This window comes from Pseudacidovorax intermedius (assembly GCF_001476815.1).
In the GTDB taxonomy this organism is placed as follows: Bacteria; Pseudomonadota; Gammaproteobacteria; order Burkholderiales; family Burkholderiaceae_C; genus Xenophilus; species Xenophilus intermedius_A.
Genome location: NZ_LDSL01000118.1, coordinates 18650 through 31098, shown reverse-complemented (window position 1 = coordinate 31098; position 12449 = coordinate 18650). Strand labels below are relative to the sequence as shown.

Genomic DNA, 12449 nt, shown 5'->3' with positions numbered 1-12449 from the left:
CCTGCTGCCCAGCCGCTACTGCGAGGTCGACAGCGAACTGCTGCCCTTCGCCTGGAACCAGTTTGGCCACACGCCGCTGGGCTGGGCGCGGGTGCAGGCCATCTCGGACTATGTGCACCGGCACATCCGCTTCGACTACGGCAATGCCGACCGCGAGCGCACCGCGCTGGGCGGCTGGCGCCAGGGCACCGGCGTGTGCCGCGACTACGCGCACCTGGCCGTGACGCTGTGCCGCTGCATGAACATCCCGGCGCGCTACGTCACCGGCTACCTGGGCGACATCGGCGTGCCGATCGCGCCCTACCCCATGGATTTCAGCGCCTGGTTCGAGGTCTACCTGGGCGGCCGCTGGCACACCGTCGACGCGCGCCACAACGTGCCGCGCATCGGCCGCATCGTGATCGCCCGCGGCCGCGACGCCGCCGACGTGCCGATCACCATGGTGTTCGGCCAGCACAAGCTGAACCGCTTCGACATCGTGACCGAAGAGGTCATGGCGTAAAGCCCAGCACCTTCATCGCGCGCGCCAGGCCCTGGCTGCCGACGCCCGACGCGTCCCAGGGTTCGTTGCCGGTGGCCAGCCGCTCGCCGAAGGTGGCCAGCGTCCAGTGGGCACCGCTGCGCAGCGTGGGCAGTTCGTCCCAGGCCACCGGCACCGACACGCCCAGGCCGGGCCGCGAGCGCACCGACCAGGCGCTCACGGTGGTGGCACCGAAGCCGTTGCGCAGGTAATCCACGAAGATGCGGCCGACGCGGTTCTTCGGGCCGCTCTTGGCGACGAAGCGCTGGGGCAGCGTGCGCGCCAGGTGCTGCACCACGGCGCGCGAAAAGTCCTTGACCGTGTCCCAGCCGTGCTGCCGCCGCAGCGGCACCACCACGTGCAGGCCCTTGCCGCCGCTGGTCTTGAGCAGGGCCTGGAGCCCCAGCTCCTCGAGCAGCGTGCGCATCAGCAGCGCGCCTTCCTGCACCTGGGCCCAGGGTACGCCCTCGCCGGGGTCCAGGTCGAAGGTCATGCGGTCGGGCTTGTCCAGGCCGCGCGAATGGCCGTTCCAGGTGTGGAATTCGAGCGTGTTCATCTGCGCGGCCGACAGCAGGCCTTTGGCGCCGTCGATCTGCAGCAGCGGCTCGTGGCCAGGGTCCAGCGCGGGGTCGAGCAGGCGCACGCCGGGCAGCGGCGTGTTCTGCGCATGCTTCTGGAAGAACAGCTCGCCGCCCACGCCCTCGGGCGCGCGCACCAGCGACACCGGCCGGCCGCGCAGGTGCGGCAGCATCAGCGGCGCGACCTGCGCGTAGTAGGCGACGATCTCGCCCTTGGTGGCGCCGCTGGCGCGGTCGATCACGCGGTCGGCATGGGTGACGCGCAGGGTGTCGGGGAGGTCCGCGTCGGCGGGGGATCGCGCGGCTTTGGCAGCCGCCTTTTTTGCGGCGGGCTTCGCAGCCGGGGCGGCAGTCTTGCGGCTCGCGGCGGGCGAGGAGGAGGGGACGCTGTTCGCGGCCTTGGCGGCTTTCGCAGCCTTGGGCGCCGCCTTGGCGACGGTGGAGGGGCTCATGGCTTGCTCCCGAACGATCTGCCGCGCCGGCTTGTCGCTGCGCAGGCCCTGGAAGACGGCCTGCCGCACCTTGCCCTCGCGCGTCCACTGGCCGAAGGCCACCTCGGCGACCAGTTCGGGCCGCACCCAGTGCGCCTTCTCGCCGGCAGGACGCGGCGTGAAGGGGCAGTCGTCCTGCGCCAGCGCCTGCAGTTGCGCATGCATGTCGTCCAGCCGCCGCTGGTCGAAGCCGGTGCCGACGTTGCCGACGTGCCGCAGCCGGCCATCGGCGTCGTACACGCCCAGCAGCAGCGCGCCGAAGCCGCTGCGCGCGCCCTTCGGCGCGGTGTAGCCGCCGACCACGAACTCCTGCCGCAGCTGGTGCTTGAGCTTGATCCACGAGGCGGCGCGGCCTTCCACATAGCCGGCGTCCCGCCGCTTGCCGACGATGCCCTCGAAGCCCAGCCTGGCGGCGGAGGCCAGCAGGTCGCGCGGCGCGGCATCGAAGGCCTCGCTGAAGCGCAGCGCCTCGGGCAGGTCGCCCTGCGCGAAGACGGCCGCCAGCGCCTCGCGCCGCAGCGACAAGGGCTCGGCCCGCAGGTCGCGGCCCGCGAGGAAGGGGGCGTCGAACAGCCAGTACACGATGGGCGCCGTGCGCTGCAGGTCGAAGGCGTTCTGCAGCGCCTGGAAATCGGGCGCGCCTTCGGCGCCCAGCACGCCGATCTCGCCGTCCAGCCAGGCATTGCGCACCGGCAGCCGGCCGAGCGCGCGCGCCAGCTCCGGCAGGCGGTCCGTCCAGTCGTGGCCGTTGCGCGTGAAGCAGCGCACGTGGCCGCGGCCGTCGATGCGGGTCAGCAGCCGGTAGCCGTCGAACTTGAGTTCCCAGGCCCATTCCTCGGGCTGGGCCGGCGGCGCGGCGGCGAGCGTGGCGAGCTGGGGCGAAAGCTGCTCGGGCAGCGGCGCCTTGGCGCCGGGGGTGCGCGATGCGGTCAGCGTTCTGGCGGAAGCCACTGCGGCAGGCGCAGCCGCCCCGGCCGTGCCTGCCTTGCTCGTGGTGGACGGAGCGCGCTGCAACACGCTGTCCGGCGCGGCCTCGGTGACGTCGTAGTCCGCCAGCGGCCGGGCCGCCTCGTCCTCGTCCTTGATGAGCAGCCAGGCCGGCTTCTTCTCGCCGCGGCCTTGCATGCGCACCAACGTCCAGCGGCCGTGCAGCTTGTGCCCCTGCAGCACGAAGCTCAGCTTGCCGGCGCGCAGGCCCTGGCGCGCGTCGCCCTCGGGCAGCCACGTGCCGCGGTCCCACACGATCACCGTGCCGGCGCCGTACTGGCCCTCCGGAATGCGGCCCTCGAAGCCGCCGTAGGCGATGGGATGGTCCTCCACCTCCACCGCCATGCGCTTGACGGTCGGGTCCAGGCAGGGACCCTTGGGCACGGCCCAGCTCTTGAGCGTGCCGTCCAGCTCCAGGCGGAAGTCGTAGTGCAGGTGGGAGGCGTCGTGCTTCTGCACCACGAAGCCCAGCGCGTCGACGCCGGCCTCGCCGCCGTGGCGCGGCTCCGGCGTGCGCTGGAAGTCGCGCTTGCGGTGGTAATCGGCGAGGGCCTGGGCCTCGGCCGTCGATGCAGGCCCAGCGGTGGCGCGCCTGGTCGTCGTGGCCTTGCGGGGCGCGGCCGTCTTGCGGGCGGCGGTCTTCCTGCGGGCAGCCGGCGATGGGCGGGTGGCGGTGGCCATGGATGGGTCAGCGGCGAACGATGGGCAGCCCCGGTGCCGCGAGCGGCGCGGCGCTCACGCGGCCTTGCGGCGCGGCGCCGCCTTGCGTGCAGGGGCGGGCTTGGCGGCGGCCCGCTTGGCGGGTGCCTTGGCCGCACGCTTGCTGGCGGCGCGCTTAGGGGTGCCGCCGGCCTCGTCCTGCTCGCCGTCGTCGTCCTCGTCGTCACTGGCCGCGGCACGCCCCTTGCCGCCACGCAGGCTGCGCTGCAGCAGCTCGGTGAGGTCCAGGATCTTCGCGCCCGAACTGGCCTGCTCCTGCGGCTCCAGCTTGGCCACGTCCTTGGCCTGGCCGGCCTCGGCCTTGCGCTCGACCAGGGCCATGATGCGGTCGCGGAAGCGGTCCTCGTAGTCCTCGGGGTTCCACTCGCCCGACATGTCCTCGACCAGCTGCTCGGCCATCTTGAGCTCGCGGTCGTTCACGCCGGCCTTGCGCGCGTCGGCATCGGGCAGCGGCAGGCCGTCCCAGGCGCGGATGTCCGCGCCCCAGCGCAGCAGGTTCAGCACCAGGCCCGGCCCGGCGGGCACCAGCGCGGCGAGGTGCTCCTTGGTCTGGATCACCACCCGCGCCACGCCGATGCGCCCCGTGCGCACCAGCGCCTCGCGCAGCAAGGCGTAGACCTTGGCGCCGCGCTGGATCGGTGCCGTGTAGTAGGGCCGGTCCAGGTGGATGAAGGGAATGCCGTCGGCCGGCACGAAGCGCTCGATCTCGATGGTCTGCAGCGTGCGCGGGTAGGCGTCGGCGATCTCCTGGTCGGTCAGCACGACGTACTGGCCGTCCTCCCATTCCACGCCGCGCACGATGTGCTCGCGGGCGATCTCCTTGCCGGTCTTCTTGTTGATGCGCTTGTAGCCCACGTGGTCCATGGTGCGCTTGTCCAGCCAGTCGAAATCGATGCTGCCGTCCTGCGTGGCGGAATACAGCGCCACCGGGATGTGGACGAGTCCGAAACTGATGGCGCCCTTCCACAGGACGCGCGGGCTGGATGCGGGCATGGCGGGCTTCTCCGTTGTCGTGGCGGGCGAGCCGCCCAATCTAGGCCGGCCGCCCGCGCACGGCCTGTAGGAAGAAGAAGCCGTCGCCCGCCGTGCGGAACCTACACCACGATGGGAATGGCCGCGCCATCCATCGCCAGCACCGCCCCGGTCACGTAACTGGCCCGCGCCGAGGCCAGGAACAGCACGGCGTCCGCCACCTCGCGCGCCTCGGCGATGCGGCCCAGCGGCAGCCTGGCGCTGGACTGGGCGAGCGCCTCCTCGGGCGAGATGCCCTGCTGCGCCGCCTGCGCGGCCAGGCCTTCGTGCAGCCGCTCGGTGGCGGTGAGGCCTGGGTTGACCACGTTCACCCGCACGCCCTTGGCCGCATAGGCATTGGCCAGGCCCACGCTGGCGAGCATCAGGGCTGCATTGGCCGAGCCGCCAGGCAGGTGGATCGGGCTGGCCACCTTGCCGCCCGCGCCCACCACGTTGACGATGGCACCGTGCCCGCGCGCGGCCATGCGCTTGATGAGCGGGTCCATCATGTGGATGTAGGTGAAGTACTTGGCCTGCATGGCCGCCTGCCAGTGGGCGGCTTCCAGCTGGTCGGCCGGCGTGCGGCGCGCCGCCCCGGCCGAATTGACCAGCACGTCGACCGCGCCGTGGGCCTGCTCGATGCGGTCGAGGACCGCGATGGCGGCCTGCGGGTCGCTGAGGTCGGCCGCGAAGGTGGCGACCATGCGCGCGGCGTCGGCCCGCGCATCGGCCAGCGACAGCGCCGCATCGACCAGGCCCGCCTCGTGGCGGGCGACCAGGCTGACGCGGGCGCCCTCCTGCAGGAAGCCGCGCGCGCAGGCCAGGCCGATGCCCTTGCTGCCGCCCGTGATCAAGACATGTTTGCCGGCAAGTTCGAGGTCCATGCCCGCATCCTGCGCATGGCGCGCGGGCTGTCAAACGACGGCCGTCAATGTCCCTGCCGGTCGCTGCGGTGTCACGGTGCCGTCAGGCGTTCATTCTCGAGATCAGGCCCCGTGGCACTTCTTGTACTTCTTGCCGCTGCCGCAGGGGCAGGGGTCGTTGCGGCCGGGCTCGTCGGCGCGGCGCACGGCCTGCACGCGCGGGCCCAGGCTGCGCCACAGCTGGCGCAGGTCGTACACGGCCCAGATGGCCTCGCCGACGTTGTCCAGCCGCTGCTGGCTCACCGTCGGCGGCCCGTCCTCGGCATACATGGACAGCGCGGGCGGATCGGTGTCGTCGGTGGCGAGGGTCTCGATGCAGTCCAGGCTGTCGGCCAGCATCTCGGCCACCTCCTTGTCGCGCGGCGGCGCCCAGTCCTCGGACCAGTGCTCCACGGCGGCCAGAAACCCCAGGGCCCACACCTGCGCGTAGGAGGGCAGATCGCCTTCCGGCGCATCGCCGCGTTCCTCAGGCGGCAGGGCGGCGATGGCGCCGCGCAGGTCCAGGCATTCGGGGTGGAAGCAGCGCTCCTCGTCCAGCGACTGCACGTCGCCGGCATCGAGGCTGGTCTGCATCTCGTGCCAGCGGCGCTTCCAGCGCCAGACGAACTCCATGTGCTGGGCGGGCGAGAAATCGGGGCCGAAGAGCGCCGGCCAGTACTCGCTCGGCTCGATCACGCGGCGGGTGCACACCAGCGCGGCCATGAAGCCGTCGCAGAACTCCCACTGGGGGATGTCCTCGTCGTGTTCGCGCATCGCGTCGAGGGCGTCGTCCAGGGCGTCGAAATCTTCGGGCGTGAGGGGCGGCAGGGCGGCGGCGGTGCCGACTTCGGCCGGCGGGTGGGTGTCGGAAGTCATGGAAAAAGGCGGTGCGGGAATGCCCCCTATGATGCAGCACACCGGGCCGCCTGCCGGCGTCCGCCTCCGGCGGCCCTGCGGCCAGCCCGGCCGATTCCCGTTTCCATGGCTGCGCTCCGCCCTTCTTTCCGACGTTCCTCGTCCTCTTCCGCCCGCCGCGACGACGCGGCCGGCGGCCAGACCCCGCCCCGGCGCGACCCGCATGCCTTCCTGCGCGAGATGCTGCCGCGCCAGACGCGCAGCGTGGCCGACCACCGGCTGGAGGACCGGCGCGTCTGGCTCAAGAAGGCCGGCCCGCGCCACGGGCCGCTGCGCTACCGGCTGCTGTCGCTGATCGCCCGCACGCTGCGGCTGGACGTGCTGACGCCAGTGCCCAATCCCGGCGGCACGGCCGCCATCGCCATCGAGGCCGCGCGGCTGCGCAGCCTGGCCGCCAGCGGCCTGCGCGTGCCCCAGGTGCTGGCCGAGCAGCCGGACGGCCTGCTGATCAGCGACCTGGCCGGCAATGGCCGCGGCGGCGCCATGCTGATGGAGCGCCTGGAACAGTCGGCCGCCCAGGGCCCGGCCGTGCTGCTGGCCGCCTGGGCCCAGGGCCTGCAGGCCATCGCCCACGTGCATGCGCGCGGCCAGTACCTGAGCCAGGCCTTCGCCCGCAACATGGTGCTGTGCCCCGACGGCGAGATCGGCTTCATCGACTTCGAGGACGACCCCGGCGCCGCCCTGCCCACCGACCAGTGCCAGGCCCGCGACTGGCTGAGCTACCTGCATTCCACCGGCGCGCTGATCCTGGCCGCCGGCCCGCAGGCCGCCGCGGCGCACTGGCAGGCCGCCATGGCCGCCGCCGAGCCGGGCGTGCGCGAACGCGTGGCCGAGGCCGCGCGCCGCATGCGCTGGCTGCGGCACCTGCCCAAGGGCCGCCGCTGGGGCCGCGACACCCAGCGCGTGCGCGCCGCGGCGGTGCTGCTGGGGCGCTGGCACGCGGCATGAGGCCGAGCCCTTCGCCGGATCCGGCGCTGGAAGCGCGCTTCCTGGCCGACGTGCGGCGCAACCCGCACAACGCCTGCATCCTGGACCGCTGGGACACGCTGCAGTTGCCCGACGGCTGGCTGGTGGCCGGCTGCCTGTTCCAGACCGTCTGGAACCAGCTGTCGGGCCGTCCGCCCACGGCCGACATCCACGACTACGACCTCTTCTACTTCGACCCCCACGACCTCTCCGACGCCGGCGAGCGGGCCGTGCAGCAGCGCGTGGATGCGCTGTTGGCCGACCAGGGCATCACGCTGGAGGTCTGCAACCAGGCCCGGGTGCACCTCTGGTATCCGTCCCACTTCGGCGAGCCCTATCCGCGCCTGCACAGCAGTCGCGACGGCATCGACCGCTTCCTGATTCCCGCCACCTGCGTCGGCGTCGCGCCGGGGCGGCTGTATGCGCCTTACGGCCTCGAAGGGCTGTATGCGGGCGAGCTGACGATGAACCCGCGGATCCCGCATGCGGCGCTGTACGCGCGCAAGGCGGCGTCGTACCAGGCGCGCTGGCCGTGGCTGCGCGTGGCGCCGGCGGCGATGCCATGAACGCGCGGCGCCCGTCCGCAGCCCATGTGAACGGCGGCAAGGCGGCCCCATCTTCCGGGGCGCCCACTGCCGACCGCCTGCGCGAGAATTCGTCTCCGCTCCGATCCTCGCCACGCCCCGGCCCCGTGCCCGACAAGAACCTTCCACCACCTCCCAGAAAGACGCGTCGTCCGCGCGCAGCCAGCGGCGTGGCCGATGCGTCCGCGGCCGTGGCCCCGCCGCCCGTGGACGCGCCGCCCCCCCTACCCGGCGGGCCCACGCGACGCGCGCGGCGGCGCGAACCGGAAGCGCAGATCGAGCACCGCATCCTGGCCGCCGCCGTCGCCGAATTCGCAGAGCACGGCTTCGCCGGCGCGCGCATCGAGCGCATCAGCAAGCAGGCCGGCACGGTGGACCGGATGCTGTACTACTACTACGGCAACAAGGAGCGGCTCTACCAGGCGGTGCTGGAGAAGCTCTATGCCGACATGATCGGTGCGCAGCGCGACTTCGTGCTTCCGCCCGATCCGGTGGCCGGCATGCGCCAGCTGATCGAGCATGCCTGGGACCACTACGCCGCCAACCCCGACCTGGTGCGGGTGATCATGAACGAGAACCTGCTGCGCGGCCGGCACATCCGCCAGTCGCAGCAGGTGGGGCGCACCTCTTTCCCGCTGGTGGAGACGGTGGCCGAGATCCTGTCGGCCGGCCAGGCCCAGGGCGTGTTCCGCTGCGACGTGAAGGCCGAGCATGTGCTCATGAGCATCATGTCGCTGGGCTTCTTCTACATCTCCAACCAGTACACCTGCTCGGCCTGGATGGGCGTGGATTTGATGAGCCGCCCGCGCCGCGCCGGCTGGCGCGCGCACATCTGCGAGGTGGTTCTCCGAAGCATCGCGGCGGAGCCGCGCGCCGCCTGATGGCGCGCTGCGCTCAGCCGGGGTTGCGCAGCTTTTTCACCACGTCGTCCGGCGGCGCCAGCTTGCTGCCGTCGATGTAGGTGCCGGCGGGCATCACGCCCTTGCCGTCCTTGACCGCCGTGCGGCCCACGTAGATGCCCATCGTCGACTGGTTGTCCTGCGGGCGGAAGGTGGCCGGACCGAAAGGCGTGGAGAAGTTCAGGCCCTTGAAGGCGGCGATCAGCTTCTCGGTGTCGGTGCCGCCGGCCTTCTGGATGCCGGCCGCCAGGGCCTTCACCGTGGCATAGCCCACGACCGCGTTCAGGCGCGGATAGTCGCCGTACTTCTTCTGGTAGGCCGCGTAGAAGGCGCGGTGCTCGGGCGTGTCGATGGCGGTGTAGGGATAGCCGGTGACGATCCAGCCTTCGGGCGCGTCGTCCTTGAGCGGGTCCAGGTACTCGGGCTCGCCGGTCAGCAGGCTCACCACCTCGCGGCCCTGGAACAGGCCGCGCGTCTTGCCCTCGCGCGCCAGCTTGGTGAGGTCGCTGCCGAACATCACGTTGAAGATGGCGTCCGGCTTGGCATCGGCAATCGCCTGCACCACCGCGCCGGCGTCGATCTTGCCCAGGGGCGGCGCCTGCTCGGCGACGAACTCCACGTCGGGCTGCAGCTTCTTCAGCTGCTCCTTGAAGGCGGCCGTGGCCGCCTGACCGTACTCGTAGTTGGGATAGATGAGCGCCCAGCGCTTCTTGCCCAGTTTGGCGGCCTCGGCCACCACCGAGGTGGCGAGCGCGTAGGTGCCCGAGCGCAGCCGGTAGGTGTAGCGGTTGCCGTTCTCCCACACCACCTTGTCGCTGAGCGGGCCGGAGGCGAGGAAGAACACCTTCTTCTGGCGCGCGAAGTCCGCCAGCGCCACGCCGACGTGCGACAGCGTGACGCCGGAGAGGATGTCGATCTTCTCGCGCGCGATCAGCTCCTCCGCCATGCGCACGGCATCGCCGGGGTTGGCGTTGTCGTCGCGGAACAGCGTCTCCAGCTTGCGCCCGCCGAGCACGCCGCCTGCGGCGTTGATCTCTTCCTGCGCCAGCAGCCAGCCGTTGCGGTAGGGCACCAGGTTCTGCGGCAGGGCCTTGTAGCTGTTGATCTCGCCGATGCGGATGGGCTCCTGCGCGGCGGCGGGCAGCACGGCGGCGGCAGCGGCCAGCAGGCCGGCGGTGAGGGCATGGCGCCAGGGCTTGGGGATCATCGCGGGTCCTCGTGGGTGGGTGTTGGACGGAGACTGGGGAAACCGAAGGGGCAGACGCGGCACGCCGGGGGTGTGGCCGCGCAGGCGGACGCTCAGGCCGATTCGGCCTCGACCATTTCCTGCACGATGCGGCGCATCTTGATGGCCGAGGCATCCAGGCCGAGCTGCACGCGCTGCCATTCGCGCGGCTTGTCCTCGTTGCGCTGGATGGCCTCGAGCACGGCCTTGTCCTCGTTGAAGGCCACGCGCAGGCCGGCGCGCAGGCGCTCGTCGGTGGCGGCGTCGGCGGGCGAGTTCTTCAGCAGCAGCCAGTGCTGCACGCAGCTGCGCGCATCCACCGGCGTGATGAAGTGGCAGGCGAACATCTGGATGCAGTCGCCCCGCACGCCCTCGGGCGCACCGGTGCCGGTGGCGGCGGAGCCGAAGTCGATGACGGCGATGCTGGGCGCGTGGTAGTGGTAGTAGTGCCAGCGGTCCACGTTGCCGCCGAAGTCCTTCAGGCCCTGGAAGATGGGAATGAGCGGTCCGTCGATCACCCAGCGCCAGGTGACCACCTTGCGGCCCTCGCGCTGGTGCTGCACGCGTGTTTCCTCACGGCCGGTACTGCCCAGCGTGGTGGGATGCACGTAGACCACGTGCGTGGGGTCGCACAGGTTGTCGGCCAGGCTCAGGTAGTTGGCCGCCACGGGCAGCGCATCGCCCTCGATCACGCTGTAGGCCGGGTCGTCGTACTCGGGCAGATGGAAGACCTGCGCCGGATCGGCCAGCGCCGCATCGCCCATCCACACCCACACCATGCCCATGGTCGTCGCCGTGGGATAGCTGCGCACCTGCGCGTTGTTGGGCGCCCGCTGCATGCCGGGCGCATGGGTGCAGCGGCCGCTGCAGTCGAAGGCCAGGCCGTGATAGCCGCATTCCACCGAATCCCCACGCAGCCGGCCCAGCGACAGCGGGGCCAGGCGGTGCGGGCAGGCATCGTCCAGCGCGGCGATCTGGCCGCCGCTGGTGCGGAAGACCACCAGGTCTTCGCCGAGCACGCGCCGCTTGGCCAGCGCCGGGCCGATGTCGCGGGCCCAGCCGAGCGGGTACCAGGCGTTGCGGGGGTAGGCAGGGCTGCTCATCGTGCGTCGGCTCCGTGGGGTGTTTGACCCACGTCAGCATATGGCGTGCCAGCCTTTCAGTAAGCTCTTTCTCCACTAAATGGAGTAATCACTCCATTTCGGCGCACGATCGGGACATGCTGCGGCGACGGCGGTGCATGGACGGCCGGCCGGCGCACCGCGCCGGGGCGCACCGGGGTTGACGTGGATGGAACGAGGCTGCGCGGCGCGCGGCAGCGGGGAAGGTGGCGACGCCGCGACGCCGCGACGGGCCTCAGCCCTTGGTGCGCGCCTTCTCGGCCAGCAACCGCTTGTTCAGCGCGTGGGTGGTGCCCAGCTCGGCCTGCATGGCGCGGCTGATCTGCGACAGGGTGCGCAGGCGGCGGTTGCTTTCGCGCAGGCGATCGGCCAGCCCGCGGGAAATCGACAGCATCAGCCGCGCCGCCACGCCCGGCTGCACCTCCACCAGGCCGCGCAGCGCCTTGCGCGTGAGCATGGCCAGCTTGAGGTCGGTCAGCGCGGTGCAGGTGGCCGAGCGGGGCGAGCCGTCGATCAGGCCCATCTCGCCGAAGAGCTGGCCGGCGTCGATGACGGAGATGACCACCTCGTTGCCGTCGCCCATGCCGCTGCTTTCGGCGCGCACCTGGCCTTCGAGCACCAGGGCCATGTAGTCGACGTCGTCGTCCTGGCCCTCGCGCATGATCACCGTGCCGGCGCGCACGGCCATGGGCCGCATGGCGTCGACGATGATGCGCGCGTCGTGGATCTCCAGCTCGGCGACCACGGAGGAGCGGGTGAGCATCAGCGCCGCCTCCTCGCGCAGGTTCACGCTCGCCATGGCCGTGCCCCCGCGTCGTCGGCCGGCGCCGGCAGCGGCCACACCCGGCCGCCGCCCACGGCATGGAAGCGCCGCTGCGGCGCCTGCGGCAGCAGCAGCCCGCCGGTGAATTCGCCGAAGGCCGGCAGGATGGCCTGGCCCGGCTCGCTGACGAAGCAGGGCAGGCGCAGGCTGTCGCGGCCGCTGCCCTGCAGCGCGCAGGCCGGATGCAGGTGGCCGGCGAGCACGAAGCGGCCCGGCTGGGTCTGCGGATGGTGGCAGCAGGCGAAGGGGCCGAGGGCGAAGGGCTCGTCGGCCAGCGCGATGCGCAGGTCGGCCGGCGGGTCGCCGGCGCGGTCGTCGTGGTTGCCGCGCACCAGGGTCATGGCCAGTTGGGGATGGCGCGCGCGCCAGTCGGCCAGGGCCTGCATCACCTGCGGCGTGCGGGCCTGCGGCGCATGCAGAAAGTCACCCAGGAAGACCACCGCGCGCGCGCCGTGGCGCTGGATCAGCGCATCGAGCCGGGCCAGGTTCTCCTGCGTGGTGCCGCCGGGCACCGGCTGGCCCAGGGCGCGGAAGGTGGCGGCCTTGCCGATGTGCAGGTCGGCGATGAAGAGCGTGTGCGCCGCCGGCCACCACAGGGCACGCTCGGGCAGCAGGTGAAGGCGCTCGCCGGCCCAGAGCACTTCATGGGCGGCGGGGACGTCGGGGACGGGCAAGGAGGACATGGGCACGCGGAAGAAGGCAGGAGT

General features: G+C 72.0%; 12 protein-coding genes. 4 read left to right on the top strand and 8 right to left on the bottom strand.

Annotation, left to right across the window (positions count from 1 at the left end):
• Positions 1-502, top strand: a 502-nt coding sequence (locus NS331_RS17815) for a transglutaminase-like domain-containing protein (protein ID WP_193758149.1), incomplete at its 5' end; no start/stop codon positions are given.
• On the opposite strand, the gene ligD is transcribed toward NS331_RS17815, so the two are convergent.
• The 4 genes from ligD to NS331_RS17795 all read right to left on the bottom strand — a co-directional run bounded on the left by ligD (position 492) and on the right by NS331_RS17795 (position 6085).
• Positions 492-3257: a DNA ligase D gene (gene ligD / locus NS331_RS17810; protein ID WP_082702587.1), complete on the bottom strand. Its 2766-nt coding sequence runs from the start codon at positions 3255-3257 to the stop codon at positions 492-494. The two genes, NS331_RS17815 and ligD, sit on opposite strands and share 11 nt — an antisense overlap.
• Positions 3258-3311: 54 nt before the next feature.
• Positions 3312-4289, bottom strand: coding sequence for a non-homologous end joining protein Ku (gene ku, locus NS331_RS17805; RefSeq protein WP_058643298.1), 978 nt, complete (start codon positions 4287-4289; stop codon positions 3312-3314).
• 101 nt (positions 4290-4390) lie between these two features.
• On the bottom strand, positions 4391-5191 hold the full coding sequence (locus NS331_RS17800; RefSeq protein WP_058643297.1) for an SDR family oxidoreductase: 801 nt from the start codon (positions 5189-5191) through the stop codon (positions 4391-4393).
• Positions 5192-5293: 102 nt separating this feature from the next.
• Positions 5294-6085 carry a YecA/YgfB family protein gene (locus tag NS331_RS17795; RefSeq protein WP_058643296.1) on the bottom strand — a complete coding sequence of 264 codons (792 nt, stop codon included), beginning with the start codon at positions 6083-6085 and terminating at the stop codon, positions 5294-5296.
• A gap of 105 nt (positions 6086-6190) precedes the next feature.
• On the opposite strand from NS331_RS17795, the gene NS331_RS17790 reads away from it, so the two are divergent.
• The 3 genes from NS331_RS17790 to NS331_RS17780 all read left to right on the top strand — a co-directional run bounded on the left by NS331_RS17790 (position 6191) and on the right by NS331_RS17780 (position 8555).
• Positions 6191-7072: a BUD32 family EKC/KEOPS complex subunit gene (locus tag NS331_RS17790; RefSeq protein ID WP_153012912.1), complete on the top strand. Its 882-nt coding sequence runs from the start codon at positions 6191-6193 to the stop codon at positions 7070-7072.
• Positions 7069-7656, top strand: coding sequence for a nucleotidyltransferase family protein (locus NS331_RS17785; RefSeq protein ID WP_193758148.1), 588 nt, complete (start codon positions 7069-7071; stop codon positions 7654-7656). Before NS331_RS17790 ends, NS331_RS17785 begins: the two co-directional genes overlap by 4 nt.
• A gap of 188 nt (positions 7657-7844) precedes the next feature.
• Positions 7845-8555: a TetR/AcrR family transcriptional regulator gene (locus NS331_RS17780; RefSeq protein WP_058643295.1), complete on the top strand. Its 711-nt coding sequence runs from the start codon at positions 7845-7847 to the stop codon at positions 8553-8555.
• Between the two features lie 13 nt (positions 8556-8568).
• Here the strand turns inward: NS331_RS17780 and NS331_RS17775 are convergent, their stop codons facing one another.
• The 4 genes from NS331_RS17775 to pdeM form a co-directional block, all read right to left on the bottom strand.
• Entirely contained in the window at positions 8569-9780 is a 1212-nt protein-coding gene (locus NS331_RS17775) for an ABC transporter substrate-binding protein (protein ID WP_058643294.1), read from the bottom strand.
• A 92-nt stretch (positions 9781-9872) separates the two neighbouring features.
• Positions 9873-10901 carry an aromatic ring-hydroxylating dioxygenase subunit alpha gene (locus NS331_RS17770; RefSeq protein WP_058643293.1) on the bottom strand — a complete coding sequence of 343 codons (1029 nt, stop codon included), beginning with the start codon at positions 10899-10901 and terminating at the stop codon, positions 9873-9875.
• A gap of 253 nt (positions 10902-11154) precedes the next feature.
• Complete coding sequence (locus NS331_RS17765; protein ID WP_058643292.1) at positions 11155-11718, bottom strand: Crp/Fnr family transcriptional regulator; 564 nt, start codon at positions 11716-11718, stop codon at positions 11155-11157.
• Positions 11706-12425: a ligase-associated DNA damage response endonuclease PdeM gene (gene pdeM, locus NS331_RS17760; RefSeq protein ID WP_058643291.1), complete on the bottom strand. Its 720-nt coding sequence runs from the start codon at positions 12423-12425 to the stop codon at positions 11706-11708. The genes NS331_RS17765 and pdeM overlap by 13 nt, the downstream gene beginning before the upstream one ends.
• Positions 12426-12449 lie beyond the last annotated feature (24 nt).